Origin of the sequence: Xenorhabdus sp. PR6a, assembly GCF_028599065.1 — a bacterium.
In the GTDB taxonomy this organism is placed as follows: domain Bacteria; phylum Pseudomonadota; class Gammaproteobacteria; order Enterobacterales; family Enterobacteriaceae; genus Xenorhabdus; species Xenorhabdus doucetiae.
Window position 1 is genome coordinate 19,652 of record NZ_JAQRFJ010000034.1, and the last position, 20,163, is coordinate 39,814.

Below are 20,163 nucleotides of genomic sequence, written 5' to 3' on the forward strand. Positions count from 1 at the left end.
TTCGCGATAAGCAGAAGTAATCAATACTGCGTGAGTAAATGGCAGCGTTTTGCTGCCATTTATTTTTATCGTCAATAACGGATTGTTCAATCCGTTATTTTGTCTGCGATAACTTGGAAATCGTCTGACGGTAATTGAGTTCCAGTTTTTCACGGCTGTCCGCCGTAATATCCAAATCATGCAACTCACCATCCTTTAAGCCATATACCCAACCGTGGATCATCACCTTCTGCCCGCGTTTCCATGCGGATTGCATAATGGTTGAGTGGCCGAGGTTGTAAACCTGCTCGATCACATTCAATTCACACAGGCGATTCAGCCTATCATTAGGTGGTAATTCACCCAGCATGGAACTGTGTTTGTACCACAAATCACGGACATGGAGCAGCCAGTTATTGATTAAGCCCAATTCCGTGCCATCCACGGCAGCTTCAATGCCCCCGCAACCGTAGTGACCACAGATGATAATGTGTTCAACCTGTAAAACATCAACGGCATATTGTACAACAGATAGACAGTTTAAATCGGTATGGATCACAAGATTGGCGACGTTGCGGTGAACAAAAAGATCACCGGGTGCGGCATCAATCAGTTTTTCGGCAGGTACTCGGCTATCAGAGCAGCCTATCCACAGGAAATGGGGTTTTTGTGCTTTTGATAATTCTTTGAAGAAAAGTGGATTTTCTTCGTTTACGGATTCTGACCACTGTTTGTTCCTGGCAAACAGCTCTTCAATTTTTCTCATCATAACGAATAGCCTGGCAACATTTTTGAGATAGAATCATATACAACATTAATTGAGAATTTAATATTTAATTGAGCAATGTTTTTTAATTAACCCCTGCCATTGTTAAGAAATAGGGGAATAATAATGGCATACTTTTCATCTTGTAGTCAGAAATAGCAAATAATAAAGGTATTTTTTACTTATGGCTTACGCATTGGAATTGACGCAGCTCACGAAAGTCTATGAGAGTGGAGTGAAAGCGCTGCGGGGAATTGATTTGCGTGTAGAAACCGGTGATTTCTACGCGCTTTTAGGGCCGAACGGCGCCGGGAAATCGACGACGATAGGGATTATTAGTTCCTTAGTGAATAAAAGTGGCGGCAAGGTCAAGGTCTTTGGCTACGATATTGATACGGATCTCGTTAATGCCAAACGGCAGCTTGGCCTTGTTCCGCAGGAATTTAATTTTAATCCATTCGAAACGGTGATTCAGATTGTCATGAATCAGGCGGGATATTACGGGGTCCCGCGCAATGTCGCCTACGGCAGGGCTGAAACCTATCTGACCCAATTGGATCTCTGGGAAAAGCGCAACGAGCGGGCAAATCGTTTGTCCGGCGGCATGAAACGGCGTTTAATGATTGCCCGTGCTTTAATGCACCAGCCGAAATTGTTGATCCTTGATGAACCCACGGCGGGCGTGGATATCGAACTGCGCCGGTCAATGTGGGAATTTTTGCGCGGATTGAATGCTCAGGGAACCACAATCATCCTAACGACGCACTATCTGGAAGAAGCTGAGATGTTATGCCGTAACATTGGCATTATCCAGCACGGCGAACTGGTTGAAAACACGAGTATGAAAAACCTGCTCAGTCAACTTGAGCGTGAAACCTTCCTGCTCGATTTAGCGCCGAAAGGAACAATGCCGATTGTTGAAGGTTACGACCACCGTCTACTTGATGCCATCACGTTGGAAGTGGATGTCAAACGTGGGCAGGGCTTGAATGATGTGTTTTCCCAGCTAAGTACGCAGGGTATACAAATCAACAGCATGCGCAATAAAGCCAATCGTCTGGAAGAGTTGTTTGTCGGATTGACTAATAATCATCAAGGAGATAGAGAATGATCCCATTGTACTGGGTGGCGCTGAAAACTATTTGGATTAAAGAGGTCACCCGTTTTGGCCGTATTTGGGTGCAGACCTTACTGCCGCCTGTGATCACCATGTCCCTGTATTTCGTTATCTTCGGTAATCTGGTGGGTTCCCGCATTGGCGAAATGGGCGGCGTGGGTTATATGCAGTTTATTGTGCCCGGGCTGATCATGATGTCAGTGATCACTAACTCTTACGCTAACGTTTCGTCGTCTTTCTTTGGCGCTAAGTTCCAGCGCAGCATTGAAGAAGTGCTGGTTGCTCCGGTTCCCACCCATATCATTATTGCCGGCTTTGTTGGCGGTGGCGTCGCTCGTGGGGTATGCGTGGGTATTCTGGTAACATTGGTTTCCCTGTTGTTCGTGCCGTTACAGATACATTCATGGGGAATGGTGGTGATCACCTTGCTGGCAACGTCGATCTTATTTTCATTGGCGGGGCTGTTGAATGCCATTTTTGCGAAAACCTTCGATGATATCAGTATTATCCCAACCTTTGTGCTGACCCCGTTGACCTATTTGGGGGGCGTATTCTACTCCCTGACTTTGTTGCCGACTTTCTGGCAGGTAGTGTCAAAGATTAACCCGATCGTCTATATGGTCAGTGGCTTCCGCTATGGTTTTCTCGGTATCATGGATGTTTCTCTGGCGATGACATTAGGGATGCTAGGCAGTTTTATCGTTGGGTTCTATGCATTGGCTTGGTATCTGATTGAATCAGGGCGAGGGCTAAGAACTTAATCGCCAGAATAGAATACTCCGCCGCTGATTGCGGCGGAGTGGATACTTCAAATCAGCCAATCAAATCGACCTGCTGATTATCAATCAGTCGGGTTTGTCCCAACCATGCCGCCATCAGAATCACGGCTTTTTGACTTTGTGCGGTTAATGGCATCAGGTTTTCTGCATCACGAATAAATAACTCATCCGGCATAAAACCTTCTTCGCACAAATGTGCCGCGGCGAGTTCAATGAGCCGCCCCGTATCCCGTTCGCCATTTTTCAATCTTTCTGCCATAAATTGCATTACCTGATTGAGCAAAGGCGCTATTTTTTTCTCTTCAACGGACAGGAGATTATTACGCGAACTCAGCGCCAATCCATTTTTATCACGGACGATAGGCACGGAAACCAAGGTAATATCGTAAGCCATATCGGCAATCATTTTGCGGATAATCTGTAATTGCTGGAAATCTTTTTCACCGAAATAAACCAGATCAGGTTGGATAAGATTAAACAATTTGCTGACAACGGTCGTGACACCACGGAAATGCCCCGGCCGACTGGCGCCCTCAAGGAGATGAGAAAGCCCCGGCACTTCAACAAAAGTTTGGTTGTTGTTTGAGCTATTCGGGTACATCTCGTTAACGTTGGGCGCGAATACCAGCTCGACATTGCGACGGCTCAGTTTTTCGCAATCTTCCTGTAAGGTTCGGGGATAATTGACCAGATCGTCTTCCCGGTCAAATTGCATCGGATTGACGAAAATACTGACGATAACGACGTCAGCCTGTGCCTTGGCTGTATCCACCAACGCCATATGACCATCATGCAGATTGCCCATCGTGGGAACGAAAGCAATGCGCTTGCCTGCTTGGTGCCAGCGGCGGATTTCTCGGCGTAAAAGGGGGATCGTTTCTAAAATCAGCATTGCTGTACTCCTTTAATTAGCAGTCATGCTGGAGGATAATCAATTGAATGAATGTGTCTGGTCGGGATAGGCACCGCTTTCTACTTGTTCAATGTATAAGCGGATGGCATCCCTGATGTTGCCCGTTTCTTTGAGGAAGTCTTTGGCAAATTTAGGTGGCCTTGCGGTAATGCCGAGGGCATCGTGCATAACCAGAATTTGGCCATCCGTCATATTGCCCGCCCCAATACCAATGACCGGAATGTCCAGGGCTTCAGTGATACGCTGGGCCAGCGCAGTCGGCACACATTCTAACACCAGTAGCTGCATACCCGCTTTTTCCAGGGCAATGGCATCGTTGAGTAACGTCTGGGCGGAGGATTCATCACGTCCTTGAACTTTATAACCACCGAGGATATTAACGGATTGTGGTGTCAGACCCAAATGTCCGCAAACGGGGACGGCACGTTCGGCCAGCATTTTGACGGTATCACACAGCCAATCCCCACCCTCAATTTTGACCATATTGGCACCAGAACGCATTAATGCCGCCGCGTTGCCAAAACTTTGTTCAGGGGTCGCATAGCTCATGAAAGGCATATCGGCGATGAGAAAAGCCTGCGGGGCACCGGCGCGAACGCTGCGGGTGTGGTAAGCGATATCGTCAACAGTGACGGGTAGGGTTGAGTCGAATCCCTGCACGGTCATGCCGAGTGAATCGCCAATCAGCATGACATTAATGCCCTGTTCGGCGAAAAGGTGGGCGAAACTGGCATCGTAAGCGGTGATAGTGGCGAATTTGCGCTTGGCTTTTTTTAACTGACTGAGATCCGCCAGGGTTGTTGGTTTCATTACATTCTCCTGAATAGTTATACCCTTTAGTTTCAGGATAGTATCCCATTATCCAGAAAGAGGTACACAAGCTAGACCCAAAGCGTCAGGCCATTTTCTGGAACGAGTTTTAATTGCTCTGCTAAGGTTTCCCCATCGGGAAACACCAGGTCTGGTGCAATTTCTGCCAGCGGGTAGAGCATAAATTCACGCTGTTTTAATCCATAATGGGGAACGGTCAAGCGTTCGGTGTTGATGATGTGATCGCCAAACAGCATGATATCCAAATCGAGCGTTCTGGGGCCCCAGCGCTCATCCTTGCGAACACGTCCTTGAGCCCGTTCAATGGCTTGCGTGTGATCAAGCAATATCTCTGGTGATAACTGGGTGTCCAATACGACGGCAAGGTTGAGGTAATCAGGTTGATCCTGTGGCCCCATGGGTTTTGTTCGGTAAAAAGAGGATTGAACAACAAACGTGGTATCAGGGATCTGTTTCAGCGCAGCAAGTGCGTTATTGACTTGCTGCAAAGGGTCGGCCAGATTACTGCCAATGGCGATATAGACTAGCGTCATGTTAACTGTTGTTCCTGTTCTGACGAACGCGTCCACCACCACTACCAACACCACGACGGGGGCGTGTTCTGCGGCGAATCGGTTCGCTGCCCAGTTCGGCTATCATTCCGCGCTGTTGTGATGGGGTTGACTGTTGGAATTCAGCCCACCATCGCACCAACTCTTTCAGTTCATGGCGTGGTTCAATACTGGCACGTAATTCCAGTAAATCATAGGCGGCACGGAACTTCGGATGTTCCATTAGTTTATTCGCCCGTTTGCCTTGACGACGCGGCAGGCGAAGCTGAAGCAACCAGATATCGCGCATCGTGGTGGTATGGCGTTTCGGGATCGCAATGGAGCGGCACTGTTCATCAAGAATATCATTCATGGCTAACGCAAAAGCATCGTAATACTGCAATCCGCTTTCTTGTGTCAGTTTCTCTGCATGTTCAACCAGCGGATACCACAGCATGGCCGCAAATAAGAAAGCCGGATTCACTTTCTTGTCATTTTGCAAGCGAAAATCGGTATTTTTCAGCACCTGTGCCAGCAGTTTTTCCATCGGTGAATCATCACCTTGGGTAAAACTGCGCTGAATCAGCGGAAACAATGGCTGGAACAGATGATATTCCCGCAGCAGTTTATAGGTCTTGTAACCTTGTCCTGACTGTAACAGTTTGAGAGATTCTTCGAACAGACGGGCTGATGGAATCTCTTTCAACAGAAAGGCGAGACGCGGGATAGGTTCCGCCGTGGCTGGCTCAATGGTCATATCCAGTTTGCCGGCGAAACGGACAGCACGCAGCATCCGCACGGGATCTTCCCGATAGCGGGTTTCCGGATCACCAATCAGGCGAATGATGCCGGCGTTCAGATCGGCCATGCCACCGATGTAATCCCGCAGGGCGAAGTCTTCAATGCCATAGTAGAGGCTATTGATCGTGAAATCGCGGCGCACCGCATCTTCTTCCACCGAACCGAAAATATTATCACGCAGTAACATACCGCTTTGAGCTTTATGTGACTGGCTGCGGTCATTGTTTTCTATTTGATCGTGTGGCCCGCGGAAAGTCGCCACCTCAATCACATCCGGGCCAAACATGATATGGGCAAGGCGAAAACGGCGCCCGACCAGACGACAGTTACGGAACAGTTTACGAACTTGCTCAGGTGTCGCATTGGTAGCGATATCAAAATCTTTGGGTTTTTTGTGCAGCAAGAGATCACGCACTCCGCCACCGACCAGATAAGCCTCAAAACCGGATTTATTCAGGCGATACAAAACCTTCAGGGCATTATCACTAATGTCTTTACGTGAAATAGGGTGCTGCTCTCGTGGGATCACCGTGATCGGAGAGTCCGAAGGCGTTGCCTTGGCGGATTTTTTCTTCATTTTGTCGTTTTCGGCATGTGATGAAGATGAATGATTCCCTCTGCGACGTTTACGCAGAGGACTGCTCTCTGTTTGAGCAGAATGGTCAGATACGGTGACTGGCCTTTCACTGACTGCCTGTATGTCGCGCTTTGCCCTGTGTTCGCGAATTAGCAAATTACGGCAGAAAGTTGCTACTCGGTTAAAAATGGTACACCTCGATAGTGACTAATCAATTAAAACAAAAAACAGCCGCCAATCATAACTTACTGGACATTTTTTGAGAATGCTTATAGCGCTAATAGAAAGACTTTATTTAACCTGATCTATGGGTTATGTTTCTTTGGCGGAACCGCGTTTATATTCCAACCGACAATCGCTTGCTGTAGCAGTTGCTCGGTGGTGAGATCTTGCCAGCCTGCGATAGCGGGTTGGTTCAAAAATGATAACGCATCAATAAGCAATGGTCTTGGATCGCCCAAGGGGATCGGCTGGGCATGATTTTGCTTCGAAAGTTTATTTCCCTCTTTATTTAGCACGAGAGGTAAATGCACATAATCGGGTGCTGCAAAATGCAAGCGCTGATACAGAGATAGCTGGCGAACCGTGGGTTCAATTAAATCCGCTCCTCTGACAATTTCAGTGATGCCTTGATAGTTATCATCAATAACCACGACAAGATTATAGGCAAATAAACCGTCTTTGCGATAAATAATGAAATCTTCCTCAGCCATTTCAGTGGATACAGTGATATGGCCCTGCAATTTATCGTCAAAACCATAAACCGGATAATGCTGTTTCAGGCGAATGGCGGCGTTGTGCGCTGGCAGGTGCAGATGCCGGCAATGACCATCATAAAAGCCGCCCCGTTGTTGGATGCGTTGGCGGCTACAGATGCAGCAATAGCTACCGCCTTGCTGTTTTAATTGATCAAGGATGGCACGGTAAGCGTCATGGCGTTGGGATTGGTAGAGCACTGCGCCATCCCAGCAAAGCCCGTAATGCTCAAGGGCTTGCAATATCCGGTTGGCAGCGCCGGCAACTTCCCGTGGGGGATCAATATCATCAATCCGCATCAACCATTTTCCGTGGCAAGCGCGGGCTTGCAGATAACTGCCCAGTGCCGTCACCAGGGAACCAAAATGGAGATCGCCGGAAGGAGAGGGAGCGAAGCGCCCAATATATAACGAGGAATGTTCAGATTGCGTCATAACAGATTCAATATAGGGGCATACGGCGCTATTGAGCGCCGTACTTAACCCTATTCGTTAGCCAGCCATTTGCTTTTCACGAATTTCGGCCAACGTCTTACAGTCAATACATAAATCGGCTGTTGGGCGAGCTTCTAAACGGCGAATGCCGATTTCAACCCCACAGGATTCACAATAACCAAAGTCCTCTTCCTCGACTTTTTTCAGCGTTTTCTCGATCTTTTTGATCAACTTACGCTCACGATCCCGGTTACGTAATTCAAGACTGAACTCTTCTTCTTGCGCCGCACGGTCAACTGGATCAGGGAAGTTTGCTGCCTCATCTTGCATATGAGATACAGTACGGTCTACTTCATCCCTGAGTTGATTGCGCCATGCTTCCAGAATCAGCTTGAAATGCTTTAACTGGGCATCGTTCATGTATTCTTCGCCTGGCTTTTCCTGGTAAGGTTCTACCCCAGCGATGGCGAGAATGCTCAAGGACGAGGTTTTACGTTTTTGCCCTTCTTGCATAATGCTTCTCCTTACACACGCACTATCAAACGGCCCCCAACAGTAGGGGGAAAAAAATAGGCCGCTATAAATAGCAGATGACTGCGAGGTTGGCAATTGTTCCTGCCATTAGTTTTGCAATGGTGTGAAGGCTGACATGTTTACTGCCTAAATATATTACAAAACACCTCTCATTAGCATGATCTGTTTACAAATTATCACATTGATAGAAAAGGTAATTTGTGACTCAGAACCATCCCGTTTTCCGTCATGCTGGCCTTATAACAAATTACTTCGACCCCGGATTGGCACGCTTGTTCCAAAAGAAGCGCATAATCAGGGTCAATATGTTTTGCTGCCGCAACCTGACTGATCCCAGAATGTAAAACAGCAAATAACAAGACAGAACGCTGACCTTGTTGTGCTATCAATGATAGCTCACGTAAATGTTTTTGCCCCCGAATTGTGACGGCATCAGGAAAATATCCACAGTTTTCTTGTAACAATGTGACTGACTTGACTTCAATATAGCAATCAACCCTTTGTTTTGCTTGTAATAATAAATCGATGCGGCTTTTCTCTTCGCCATAGCGAATTTCACGATGAATATGCTCATATCCAGACAATTCCGAGATAATATCGTGTTCAATGGCCTGATAAACCAACTCATTGGCCCTGAGGGTATTGACACAAATCCAGTGCCCCTCTTGGGTCTGCGTCAATTCCCAGCTATGCGGGTACTTGCGCTTGGGATTATCTGAGGTGGAATACCACACGGTATCTCCCGGCGTAGCGCAGCCTGTCATGGCGCCCGTGTTGGCACAGTGTATTGTGAGCGTTTCCCCTGCCGGCGTGAGGACATCTGCAAGAAAGCGTTTATAGCGGCGGATTAAGGTAGCAGACTTCAGGGGAGGTGAAAATTCCATAAACTTTCCTTTATAACCAGTGGGCTGATCAAAAATAGGCCGTGCCAGACGGGATCTATGACCTGAAATTCGATGAAATGAAATCAAAGACGCTAATGCTACAATGGCATCCATTGAAAGTTAATTCATTATGGTACTCCTTTGTCATCGCCTATTTATGATTTATTACCCATTCATGACATAGTGGGATCAGTGATTGCTGAATTGCAAACGTCGAAGCAAGTGTTATTGCACGCGCCAACGGGAGCGGGAAAATCGACCGGATTGCCCTTGGCGATTTTACGTCAGGCATCGCTGGCAGGGCGCATCATTATGCTGGAACCGCGGCGCCTTGCGGCACGCAGTGTGGCACAACGCCTTGCCGAACAACTCAATGAGCCGGTTGGGATGACCGTCGGCTACCGGATGCGTGCGGAAACCAAAGTGAGTGCGGCAACCCGCCTTGAAGTCGTGACTGAAGGAATTCTAACGCGGATGTTGCAACAAGATCCTGAATTGAGCGGCGTCTCTCTGGTGATTCTGGATGAATTCCATGAACGCAGTTTACAGGCTGATCTGGCCTTGGCACTGCTGCTGGATGTGCAGGAAGGGTTGCGCGACGACCTGCGGATCTTGGTGATGTCGGCAACATTGGATAACCAGCGCCTTTCCGCTTTATTACCCGATGCCCCGGTGATTGTGTCAGAAGGGCGCAGCTATCCGGTCACGAGATCTTATCATCCACTTTCCCCTCATCAACCGTTTGAACAATCCGTCGCCTCGGCGGTATTGCAGTTATTGCAGCAGGAGACAGGATCGTTATTGCTGTTTCTGCCGGGTGTTGGTGAAATCCAGCGGGTGTTGTCGCAACTGGAGGGCAAGCTCAATGACGACACGCTATTGTGTCCATTGTATGGCGCATTGTCATTGTCAGAACAACGCAAAGCTATTGCGGCATCGCCAGCGGGGATGCGCAAGGTCGTACTGGCGACCAATATTGCAGAAACCAGTTTGACGATTGAAGACATCCGGTTGGTGGTAGACAGCGGGCTTGAGCGCACCAGCCGATTTGATCCGAAAAATGGCCTGACACGCTTAATGACCCAACGCATCAGCCAGGCCTCCATGGTTCAGCGAGCAGGACGGGCTGGACGATTAGAGGCCGGTGTTTGCTGGCACTTATTTAGTCAGGAACAGGCAGAAAGAGCCAGAGAGCACAGCGAGCCGGAGATCTTACATTCAGATCTCAGCGGTTTATTGCTTTCTTTATTGCAGTGGGGATGTCGTGACAGCACCCAACTTCATTGGCTGGACAACCCTCCCCAACCTGCATTGGCTGTTGCAAAGTCCCTGCTATTACGGTTGGGAGCATTGGACAATAACCAACAACTGACAGCCCGTGGTTGGCAAATGGCGGAATCCGGCAGTGAACCGCGCTTGGCGGCGATATTATGTTTAGGTAAAGAAAAATGTTCAGGTAACGAACAAGACCGCGCCGCATTGCTCACGGCAGCAAAATTGGTGGCCATTTTGGAAGAGCCTCCGCGTCGTGGACAACCTGATCTACTTTATTGGATAACAGCAAATCAGCGTCATTGGCAACAACGAGCCAACCTGCTTATCAGGAATCTGACAGATAAACAGGCACAACGCGTTGCAAGTCACTCTGATCACCTCAGATTGGATCTGGTGTCTGAACTATTAGTACAGGGATTTCCCGACCGGATCGCCAAAAACCGCGATAATCCTGGGCGTTTTCAGTTAGCCAACGGCTTGGGGGGGATACTGGAACGTGAAGAACCCCTTTCGGCAGAGTCTTGGTTGGTTATTCCCTCGTTACAACAAGGAAATGGTCATCCTGATGCGCAGATTTTGCTGGCTTGCCCGTTGGATATCGAACAAATCATAAAGCAATACCCTTTTTTGTTTACTGAACAGACAGCCGTAGAGTGGGATGATAGCAAAGGTTCGTTACGGGCATGGAAGCGTTTGCAATGTGAGCGATTAATTATCAAAGCACAGCCATTGGCAAAACCTTCGACAGCAGAATTACAGGAAGCCTTACTGAATTGGGTCAGGCAGGCAGGATTGTCGGCGCTGAATTGGTCAGCGGAGGCATTGCAATTGCGCATTCGCCTGCAAAGGGCGACAGAATGGCTACCGGAAGTGGTATGGCCTGCGGTTGATGACGAAGCATTGTTGAACGCCCTTGAACAGTGGTTGCTGCCTGCCCTGGGGGATGTTGAAGACTTGAAAGGATTACGCCAGATTGAGTTGTCCTCCTGTTTGGAGGGATTGCTTGATTGGCAGCAACGGCAAATACTGGATAATGAATTGCCTACTAATTACACTGTACCCACTGGGAGCAGGATCACTATCCGGTATTTCAGTGATAAGCCGCCTGTGCTATCAGTAAGAATGCAGGAAATGTACGGCGCGCAGCAAAATCCAGTGTTGGCAAAAGGACGCATTCCGATTGTTATTGAGCTGTTATCGCCTGCCCATCGTCCATTACAAATCACACAAGATCTCGCCGCATTTTGGCGGGGAACGTATCGTGAGGTGCAAAAAGAGATGAAAGGACGTTACCCCAAACATTTGTGGCCGGATGATCCTGCCAATACGGCACCGACCAGGCGCGTGAAAAAGTATATGTAATTAATAAACATGTGGAGAATTCGGTATGTCTGATGATGATCGTCAGCCAATCGGACGCAAGGGTAAAAAATCAGGGCTTCGTCGTGGGCGGGCATCGAAAAAACGCGATCGGTGGGATGACTATGATGATTATGAAAATGATGATGTTGACGACGACGATGAGGAGCAAATCATGACGAAAAAAGGGAAGAACGTCCGCCGTTCTAAGCCCAGCTCGCCCAAAAGAAAAGGGCACTGGTTATTAGGGTTGCTGCTAAAAATCTTTATTGTGCTGGCGGTGCTCACGGTTATTTATGGTTTCTATCTGGATAACAAAATTCGCCACCGTATTGACGGGAAAGTTTGGAACTTACCGGCAGCCGTGTACGGACGGGTAGTCAATCTTGAACCTGGTATGAATTACAGCAAGGATGAGATGGTTCAATTACTGGAAGGCATGCAGTACCGGAAAGTGACCAAAATCACCCGTGAAGGGGAATTCATGGTCAAAGGGAATCGCATTGAGTTGCTGCGTCGCCCATTTGATTTCCCGGATGGTCAGGAAGGGCAAATTCAGGCCCGCCTGACCTTTGAGAACAATCATCTTGCCGGCATCGAAAATATAGACAATCAGCGGCAGTTTGGTTTCTTCCGCCTTGATCCCAAACTGATTACGATGATGCAGTCGGCGAATGGCGAACAGCGTCTGTTTGTCCCACGTAAAGGCTTCCCTGATTCACTGGTCAGAACGCTGCTGGAAACAGAAGATCGTTATTTTTATGAACATGGTGGCGTCAGGCCGCTTTCCATTGCCCGTGCAGCATTGGCTAATCTGATGGCGGGACGCACTGTTCAGGGAGGCAGTACCCTGACACAGCAATTGGCGAAAAACCTGTTCCTCTCAAATGAACGCACCCTGAGCCGTAAAGTGAATGAAGCGCTGATGGCAATATTGTTGGATGCACGTTATAGCAAAGATCGTCTTCTTGAATTGTACTTGAACGAAGTTTTTCTGGGGCAAAGTGGTGATGAGCAGATCCACGGTTTCCCGTTAGCGAGTCAATACTACTTTGGCATCCCAATTAGTGAATTAACCTTGGATCAGCAGGCCTTGTTGGTGGGCATGGTGAAAGGCGCATCGGTGTATAACCCGTGGCGTCATCCCCAAAAGGCGCTGGAACGCCGCAATATTGTTCTGAAAATTCTCCAGAGCCGAAACATTATCACGCAAAAAGAGTATGACACGCTGAGTGCCCGTTCACTGGGTGTCAAACCGAAAAGTGAAAGTCTGACACCGCAACCCGCTTTTATGCAGCTCGTGCGGCAGGAATTGCAGGAAAAGTTAGGCGATAAGGTTAATGATTTATCGGGAGTCAAAATCTTCACGACGTTAGATCCGGTTGCACAGGACGCAGCAGAAGGATCGATTGCAGAGGGCGTGACCGCTCTGCGAAAAACACGCAAGATTGCTGATCTGGAAGGGGCAATGGTAGTGGTTGATCGTTTCAGCGGCGAAATTCGGGCAATGGTTGGCGGCGCCCAACCACAATATGCCGGATTTAACCGCGCATTGAATGCCCGCCGTTTGATTGGCTCCCTGGCAAAACCGGCCACTTATCTGACGGCATTAAGTCAGCCAGATAAATATCGCTTGAATACTTGGTTGTCGGATGAACCTCTTTCTATTCCTCAGGCAGGTGGAAAACCCTGGGAACCGAAGAACTTTAGCCGCACTTTCAGTGGGCGTGTCATGGTAATCGATGCGTTAGCGCGTTCAATGAATGTCCCGACCGTGAATTTGGGGCTGGATGTTGGGTTAGATCGCATTTCCAGCACCTTAGTTTCACTGGGTATTCCGGCAAAAGAGATCCAGCAAATCCCAGCCATGTTGTTGGGCGCGATTAACCTGACACCAATGGAAATGGCGCAGGAGTTCCAGACGATAGCCAGTGGCGGTAATCGGGCAAAACTCTCTGCATTGCGCTCCATCATTGCTGAGGATGGTACGGTGATTTACCAGAGCTATCCACAGGCAGAACGGGCTGTTCCTTCCCAGGCGGCTTATCTAACACTGTATGGTATGCAGCAAGTGATTGCTCGCGGTACAGGCCGCTCACTGGTTGGAAAATATGGTCAATATAATCTGGCCGGTAAAACCGGAACGACAAACGATCTTCGTGACAGTTGGTTTACAGGAATTGATGGTAAAGAAGTCGTGGTTGTCTGGACGGGGCGTGATAACAATGGCCCGACCAATTTGACCGGCGCGACGGGAGCACTGGCGATTTACCGTCGTTATCTGGAAAACGAAACACCACTGGTACTGAATAACCGTCCACCGGAAGGTATTGTGGATATGTCCGTCAATGACGACGGCAGTTTCAACTGCGAGGGCGGCGGTATCAGAGTATTGCCGGTTTGGACTGATGATCCACAGGGATTGTGCCAGCAATCGGTGCAACAGCCGATAGAGGAGAATGAAGAAGACGCTCCTGGCTGGCTGCGTGAGATGTTTGGTCAATGATAATTTATTGATAAGTCATAAATCGCTCCCTGCTGAAAATAAGTGGGGAGCTAAATTAAAGACATTCTCTTTGAAAAAGCCGAAATCATGTCATTACAAACCAATTTCTCTGCGTAGGGGAAATGCTTTATATTTTACGAACAATTACTTATTTTTACCCGTTTGGTATTTTAATTTAAATAACTATATAAATTAAATAAGTCTCTTTAATAAATAGGTGCTTATAATAAACGCTCTTTAAACTAAAGCAGGATAAAAACATGCCATTCCTGAGCCCCTTTAGAAATAAATTTGTTCCGGGTGATTTAATCTATGGCTTAAGGGGTCAGAGGAAGGAATATATTAATTTCGTTTCTGCTTTTATCGATGCCAGAGGGCTAAAGGATGATAATGCGTGGCCACCCATCTACATTGATGATTATGTCATTCCTCCGGAAAAAAATGTATGGAGGATGTTATCAAACGTAATAAGGGATATGTGGATTATTGCAAAAGAAAATTAAACTATATTGAAACTCATCATAATGAATACCAAGAATATTCGAAAGATTTTTTTGAAAATTTAAGACAAAATAAGAAATATAGTAGTATTGTAAATGAAAAAGAAAGATTCAATAAATTAAATTTGGGAAGAAAATGCAAAGGCGGATTATTGTGGGTAGGCAATGATAGTAAGTTAGTTAAGGATATACATGTCCATTTCATACTTGATGGTATAAATATGCAATGGGTCGCTGATAAACACGAAGAATTCGAAAATAAAAGTATAACCGGACAAGAATTAAGGTGGATTTTCAGAAACAGGCATAATGCCAAAGTCAAACAAAAAGTGCAATTCTGGCAGGGTGGTAAACCCGTTTGCCCACCCTGGGAGAGTGAAGAAAGCCATATCTGGGATAATTATGAAAGAAAACTAATAAGAAAAGAAGAGGGATATAACAGTTTATCCAGACTATTCAATATCCTATGTTGTGGGAGAGGCCATTCTGATTGATTGTTTTATTATTTTATAAATCGTTATTTAGCATCAAGTGGAAGAACAGCTTGAAGCATTATACAGAAATTCAATAAATCTCTTTAAATAATGGGAAATTATAATAAATATTCTTTAAGTTAAAATAGGATAAAAATATGCCATTCTTTGTACCCTTTAGAACAAAATATTTTTTAGGTGATTTAATATATGGTATGAAAAAACAGAGGGCCAGGTACATTGATACAGTCGATAAGTTTAGAGATGCTCAACCTTACTTTGATGAAAATGCATGGCCACCAGTCTTTATTGATGATTATTTAGTTTCTTCGGAAGAGGAGTATATGAGGGGTTTTATCAAACGAGAATCCGTGAATAATCAGGATAATTCTGGAATGGAGCAGAGTATCAGGATATTTAGATCAAGATTAAAATACTCTGACACTCATCCTGATCAGTTTCCAAAATATACCAAAGATTTTTCTAAGCATTTAAGACACGATAAGAAATATCACAGTGTTTTAGAGGAAAATGGTGGGCTAGATACATTAAATTTAGGAAGAAAATGCAAAGGAGGATTATCGTGGGTAAGTAAGAGCAAGAGTCAATTAGTTCGTGATATACATGTACATTTCATACTTGATGATATAAATATGCAATGGGTCGCTGATAAACACGAAGAATTCGAAAGGAAAAGTATAACCGGAAAAGAATTAAGATGGCTTTTCAGGCACAGAAATCATCCCAAGGTAAGTCAAAAAGTACAATTCTGGAGGAATGGTCAACCCGTTAGCCCACCCTGGAACGGTGAAGAAAGCCATATATGGGATAATTATGAAAGAAAGCTAATGGAAAAAGGAGGCGCAGGAGAAGAAGAGAGATATGACGGTTTATCCAGATTATTTAAAATCCTATGTTGTGGAGTCTGACATTCTCATTGATTGTTTTATAAATAGTTATTCAACATATAGTTATTCAATATCAAGTGGGAGAACTGCCTGGGGCATTCTACAGAAATTATGATGAAAAACGCAGCCCACCCATCTTGATTGATTATTATTTAACCCCTGTGGAATTACAAAATATCGACAAAATAGAAAATACTCTCAGCAACGAAATGCAATCGGACGATGAAAATCAGTATTATCTTGAAATGGTGGAGGATTACTACGAAAGATACAATTATAATAATCATAATTATGATACGTACAAAAAATATGAAGAAGATTTTTTTAAGCATCTAAAAAACAATAAGAAATATTGCAATATTGTAGATAAAAACCAAAAATACAGTGAATTAACTATAGGAAGAAAATGCAAAGGCGGATTATCATGGTCAGGCAGAAGTCATAGTAAATTAGTGCGGGATATACATGTACATTTTATACTTGATGGTATAGATATGGAGCGTGTAGCTGAAAAACGCGAAGATGAGAAAAGCATAACGGGAAAAGAATTAAGATGGCTTTTCAGACACCGATATCATCTCAAGGTCATGCAAAAGATACAATTCTGGAATAATGGTAACCCCACTTGCCCTCCCTGGGAAGGTTCAGGATGTCATATATGGAATAATTATGAAAAGCGCTTAAAGGAAAAAGAAAATTTAGGTTTAAATGAAGAGATGTACGACGGTTTATCCAGATTATTTAATATCCCATGATCGCAGGATATTGGGTATCAATCTGTCCCTGGTGCCACTAATAACAGAAAATAGTGGCACCTGAGAGGAAAGCGTTTATTTCAATTTAGCAAAGCAACGTGCCGCCGCATCAACGGTGCGCTGGATATCTTCATCAGAATGGGCAACAGACATAAAGCCGGCTTCAAACGCAGAAGGCGCCAGATAGATGCCTTCATCCAGCATTAAGTGGAAGAACTGCTTGAAGCGTTCTACATCGCACTTCATCACATCCTGATAGCTGGTCACGTTTTGTGCATCGGTAAAGAAAATACCGAACATGCCGCCAACGTGATTCACCACCAGAGGAATACCGGCTTTTGAAGCCGCCTGTTTTAAACCAGAGGCCAGCTTGTCGGTCAGCTCGCTTAAGCGCGGATGAACACCCGCCCGGGCAACTTCTTGCAGGCAGGCAAGGCCGGCTGCCATCGCGATGGGGTTACCGGAAAGGGTGCCAGCTTGATAAACCGGCCCAGTGGGTGCCAGTTTTTCCATGATTTCCAGACGGCCGCCAAAGGCACCGACAGGCATACCGCCACCGATGATTTTGCCAAGGGAAGTCAAATCCGGCTTAACATCGTAATACGCTTGCGCGCCCCCCAGTGCGACACGAAAACCGGTCATCACTTCGTCAATAATCAGCAGGGCACCAAATTCATCACACAGCTTACGCAGACCCGGCAGGAATTCCGGCAGCGGTGGAATGCAGTTCATATTACCCGCGACAGGTTCGACGATAATACAGGCGATATCTTCCGGATAGTTTTCGAAGGCTTCACGGACAGAATTCAGGTCATTGTAAACACACGTCAGGGTGTGTTTAGCGAAATCAGCGGGCACTCCCGGCGAGTTTGGCTGACCGATAGTCAGGGCGCCCGAACCGGCTTTGACCAGCAAGCAATCGGCATGGCCGTGGTAGCAGCCCTCGAACTTAATGATTTTGTCACGTTGAGTATAACCGCGAGCCAGACGAATGGCGCTCATGGTGGCTTCGGTCCCTGAGTTCACCATGCGAACCATATCCATCGAAGGCATCAGTTCGGTAACCCGTTTTGCCATTTCCACTTCTGCGGCGGTGGGGGCACCAAAACTCAGGCCACGCCCTGCGGCTTCAATCACGGCATTGCGGATAGCAGGATGGTTATGCCCGAGAACCATTGGCCCCCATGAACCGACATAATCAATATAAGCGTGACCATCAACATCATAAAGGTAAGCACCATCAGCACGTTGGATAAAGACAGGTGTACCACCAACCCCGTTAAAAGCACGCACCGGTGAATTGACGCCACCGGGGATCACATTTTTTGCCTGCGAGTAAAGCATTTCGGACTGGCTCATTAATAAAAGCTCCTGAAAGATAACGGTTCAGATATGGGGATGTCATTTTAAAACACCCCACAAGGGAAGCCAAATCATCATCATAAAGTGAAGTGAAATTTGAGTTAGCGCATTTGGGTGACAAAACTTGAACGAATTAGTCAGGTATTGGATAATTGCCGTTAACTGATTTCAGAAAGCATAAGATGACTTTCCGAGAATTTTTACCGGAAAACCGGACGGGAGCAAAAATATGAGCGATGATGCTGCATTGCCTTTGCAGTTTACGGATGCCGCAGCCAATAAAGTCAAAGTACTGGTTGCTGATGAAGATAACCCGAACTTGCGTCTGCGGGTTTACATTACAGGTGGTGGTTGTAGCGGTTTCCAGTATGGTTTCACTTTCGATGACCAGATTAATGACGGTGATATGACGATCCAGAAACAGGGGGTTGAACTGGTTGTTGACCCGATGAGCCTGCAATATTTAGTCGGTGGTTGTGTGGATTATACCGAAGGGCTGGAAGGTTCCCGTTTTATCGTCACCAATCCCAATGCAAAAACCACCTGTGGTTGTGGCTCTTCTTTTAGTATCTGATTGCAAAACTCATGATGACAATAAATAGCCTCCGCAACAGGAGGCTATTTTGTGAGAGATGAGCGTCATGCCACATCAACAATAACAGGTGTGCTTACTCAGCTTGGTGGTTTCTTTTTTTAGCATAATTTATGCATAGTTAATGCAAGACGGCGCAATATTGCGATATTTTCTGCGACATCTTCACGGTAAATCTGACAATCGTCTTCTTTAAATATCGAATAAGGGATAAACGATTTCGTCACTCTGGCGTGGATCTTGAAAGTCTGAGAAATGGTTGGTAAAGCTGTCAAGGTACATGGCAGTGGCTTTCAAAAAGGGAATATCAGATCATAATTGTTTTCGTTGATCAAATCCGTTTTTTTAACAAAATATTTACTATTTTGCCTTGGACTTAAGGTTTGAGCGAAATCACCACTGGGTTAATACATTGTCATTAGGTGTGTATTTGAAAGTTGGGTTTTATAATTAACCTGAACTCTGGATAAGGAAAAAAAGAAAAATATCACAGGCATTATGCGATGAACTGAAAGAGGAAGGTATTACACTCATAACCAACGTTCGTCGTAATATGAAAACAAAGTTTTTATCACTTTAGGATAAAGTGATGTGGTCATGACTCCAAAGCGTTATAATGATGTTTTTCAATATAGCGCCAATTAACTTTTCCTGGACTTCAATTGAACGTGAGAAACAAATGGCGTTGTTGATCAAATCAGTCACCTAATGCACTGATCCAATGAGCGTTACGCCTGTTACTCTGCTCGGTAACTCACAGGCATACCTAGTCTTATGACTTTGTTCGAGGATGCCCTTCCTCCCAATAGCCAGCATGACTGCGCGGCGGAATGGTCGGTTTTATGCCTTTTTTCCTCAGCATCTGATGACAGGCTTTTGTATCGTAGGCTCCGGCAGCACTGACTTGTGCGATTTTTCGGCGTAATGGATTGAGCAACGTCGGCAGATCTTCATTGTCGCCGACAGATTCTAAGCTGACGACAGCAGAAATGACTTCATGCGTACTTGAATCAATCGCAAGGTGTAGATTTCGCCAAACACGGCGCTTTTCCTTGCCATGCTTACGCATTTTCCACTCACCCTCGCCGAAGACCTTTAAGCCTGTGGCGTCAATGACGACATACGCAACCGGTCCACGACGGGGTAACCGATACTGAACCTCAACGGTCTTTGCCCGTTTGCTGATACAACTGTATGACGGCGATCTCAGCGGAACATCCATCAGGACAAATATCGCGTCGAGGAAGCCTTGAAGGGCACGTAAAGGGAGCTTGAAAATACCTTTAATCATCAGCGCTGTTTCAATGGCACCATCGGTAAACGTAAAGCCTCTTCCTCGTTTTCCATGGTGCTCTTTGCCGTGCCAACTCTGGATTGCGGCATCATCAACCCAAAAGGTTATCGAACCACGGTTAATCAATGCCTGATTATATTGCTTCAAGTTGCTGATTTTGTACTTCGCTTTGCCCATCATCGTCACGCGTTTTGGCGTCCAGATGCTCAGATCGCGGCTTTGTCGATTAGTTCAATTA

18 protein-coding genes and 2 pseudogenes are annotated in these 20,163 nt (G+C 46.2%); 10 read left to right on the forward strand and 10 right to left on the reverse strand.

Going from position 1 to position 20,163, the window contains the following annotated elements; translation table 11 throughout:
- Positions 1–94: 94 nt before the first annotated feature.
- Positions 95–748 (reverse strand): carbonate dehydratase, encoded by a 654-nt coding sequence (gene can / locus PSI15_RS10675; protein WP_273583521.1) that lies wholly within the window; start codon positions 746–748, stop codon positions 95–97.
- 181 nt (positions 749–929) lie between these two features.
- Between can and PSI15_RS10680 the strand changes: the two genes are divergently transcribed.
- Together PSI15_RS10680 and PSI15_RS10685 are read left to right on the forward strand one after the other, a co-directional pair.
- Complete coding sequence (locus PSI15_RS10680; RefSeq protein WP_273583522.1) at positions 930–1,856, forward strand: ABC transporter ATP-binding protein; 927 nt, start codon at positions 930–932, stop codon at positions 1,854–1,856.
- Positions 1,853–2,623 carry an ABC transporter permease gene (locus PSI15_RS10685; RefSeq protein WP_273583523.1) on the forward strand — a complete coding sequence of 257 codons (771 nt, stop codon included), beginning with the start codon at positions 1,853–1,855 and terminating at the stop codon, positions 2,621–2,623. Before PSI15_RS10680 ends, PSI15_RS10685 begins: the two co-directional genes overlap by 4 nt.
- Before the next feature lie 52 nt (positions 2,624–2,675).
- Here PSI15_RS10685 and panC read toward each other — a convergent pair whose 3' ends face one another.
- The 7 genes from panC to sfsA all read right to left on the reverse strand — a co-directional run bounded on the left by panC (position 2,676) and on the right by sfsA (position 8,901).
- On the reverse strand, positions 2,676–3,533 hold the full coding sequence (gene panC / locus PSI15_RS10690; RefSeq protein WP_273583524.1) for a pantoate--beta-alanine ligase: 858 nt from the start codon (positions 3,531–3,533) through the stop codon (positions 2,676–2,678).
- A gap of 39 nt (positions 3,534–3,572) precedes the next feature.
- Positions 3,573–4,364, reverse strand: coding sequence for a 3-methyl-2-oxobutanoate hydroxymethyltransferase (gene panB / locus PSI15_RS10695; RefSeq protein ID WP_273583525.1), 792 nt, complete (start codon positions 4,362–4,364; stop codon positions 3,573–3,575).
- Between the two features lie 71 nt (positions 4,365–4,435).
- Complete coding sequence (gene folK, locus PSI15_RS10700; RefSeq protein ID WP_273583526.1) at positions 4,436–4,918, reverse strand: 2-amino-4-hydroxy-6-hydroxymethyldihydropteridine diphosphokinase; 483 nt, start codon at positions 4,916–4,918, stop codon at positions 4,436–4,438.
- A gap of 1 nt (position 4,919) precedes the next feature.
- A complete protein-coding gene (gene pcnB / locus PSI15_RS10705) occupies positions 4,920–6,293 on the reverse strand; it encodes a polynucleotide adenylyltransferase PcnB (protein ID WP_273583536.1) in 1,374 nt (457 codons plus the stop codon).
- Positions 6,294–6,598: 305 nt separating this feature from the next.
- A complete protein-coding gene (gene gluQRS / locus PSI15_RS10710; RefSeq protein WP_273583527.1) occupies positions 6,599–7,483 on the reverse strand; it encodes a tRNA glutamyl-Q(34) synthetase GluQRS in 885 nt (294 codons plus the stop codon).
- Positions 7,484–7,540: 57 nt separating this feature from the next.
- Positions 7,541–7,996, reverse strand: a complete 456-nt coding sequence (gene dksA, locus PSI15_RS10715; RefSeq protein WP_045972218.1) for an RNA polymerase-binding protein DksA — start codon at positions 7,994–7,996, stop codon at positions 7,541–7,543.
- A 197-nt stretch (positions 7,997–8,193) separates the two neighbouring features.
- On the reverse strand, positions 8,194–8,901 hold the full coding sequence (gene sfsA / locus PSI15_RS10720; protein WP_273583528.1) for a DNA/RNA nuclease SfsA: 708 nt from the start codon (positions 8,899–8,901) through the stop codon (positions 8,194–8,196).
- 141 nt (positions 8,902–9,042) lie between these two features.
- Between sfsA and hrpB the strand changes: the two genes are divergently transcribed.
- The 6 genes from hrpB to PSI15_RS10750 all read left to right on the forward strand — a co-directional run bounded on the left by hrpB (position 9,043) and on the right by PSI15_RS10750 (position 16,677).
- Positions 9,043–11,538, forward strand: coding sequence for an ATP-dependent helicase HrpB (gene hrpB, locus PSI15_RS10725; RefSeq protein WP_273583529.1), 2,496 nt, complete (start codon positions 9,043–9,045; stop codon positions 11,536–11,538).
- 25 nt (positions 11,539–11,563) lie between these two features.
- Positions 11,564–14,041, forward strand: coding sequence for a bifunctional glycosyl transferase/transpeptidase (gene mrcB / locus PSI15_RS10730; RefSeq protein ID WP_273583530.1), 2,478 nt, complete (start codon positions 11,564–11,566; stop codon positions 14,039–14,041).
- Between the two features lie 260 nt (positions 14,042–14,301).
- Positions 14,302–14,544, forward strand: coding sequence for a hypothetical protein (locus PSI15_RS10735; RefSeq protein ID WP_273583531.1), 243 nt, complete (start codon positions 14,302–14,304; stop codon positions 14,542–14,544).
- The gene (locus tag PSI15_RS10740; protein WP_273583532.1) at positions 14,487–15,035 is read left to right on the forward strand and encodes a hypothetical protein; all 549 of its coding nucleotides are present in this window, start codon (positions 14,487–14,489) and stop codon (positions 15,033–15,035) included. The genes PSI15_RS10735 and PSI15_RS10740 overlap by 58 nt, the downstream gene beginning before the upstream one ends.
- Positions 15,036–15,172: 137 nt before the next feature.
- The gene (locus PSI15_RS10745; protein WP_273583533.1) at positions 15,173–15,943 is read left to right on the forward strand and encodes a hypothetical protein; all 771 of its coding nucleotides are present in this window, start codon (positions 15,173–15,175) and stop codon (positions 15,941–15,943) included.
- A 56-nt stretch (positions 15,944–15,999) separates the two neighbouring features.
- Positions 16,000–16,677 (forward strand): hypothetical protein, encoded by a 678-nt coding sequence (locus tag PSI15_RS10750; RefSeq protein ID WP_273583534.1) that lies wholly within the window; start codon positions 16,000–16,002, stop codon positions 16,675–16,677.
- A 75-nt stretch (positions 16,678–16,752) separates the two neighbouring features.
- Here PSI15_RS10750 and hemL read toward each other — a convergent pair whose 3' ends face one another.
- Complete coding sequence (gene hemL, locus PSI15_RS10755; RefSeq protein ID WP_273583535.1) at positions 16,753–18,036, reverse strand: glutamate-1-semialdehyde 2,1-aminomutase; 1,284 nt, start codon at positions 18,034–18,036, stop codon at positions 16,753–16,755.
- A gap of 232 nt (positions 18,037–18,268) precedes the next feature.
- On the opposite strand from hemL, the gene erpA reads away from it, so the two are divergent.
- Entirely contained in the window at positions 18,269–18,613 is a 345-nt protein-coding gene (erpA, locus tag PSI15_RS10760; RefSeq protein WP_045972237.1) for an iron-sulfur cluster insertion protein ErpA, read from the forward strand.
- Positions 18,614–19,106: 493 nt separating this feature from the next.
- A pseudogene (locus PSI15_RS10765) lies at positions 19,107–19,208 on the forward strand (transposase); the annotation flags it as partial.
- Between the two features lie 198 nt (positions 19,209–19,406).
- Here the strand turns inward: PSI15_RS10765 and PSI15_RS10770 are convergent.
- Positions 19,407–20,102 (reverse strand): annotated as a pseudogene (locus tag PSI15_RS10770) (IS5 family transposase); the annotation flags it as partial.
- Positions 20,103–20,163: the final 61 nt, after the last annotated feature.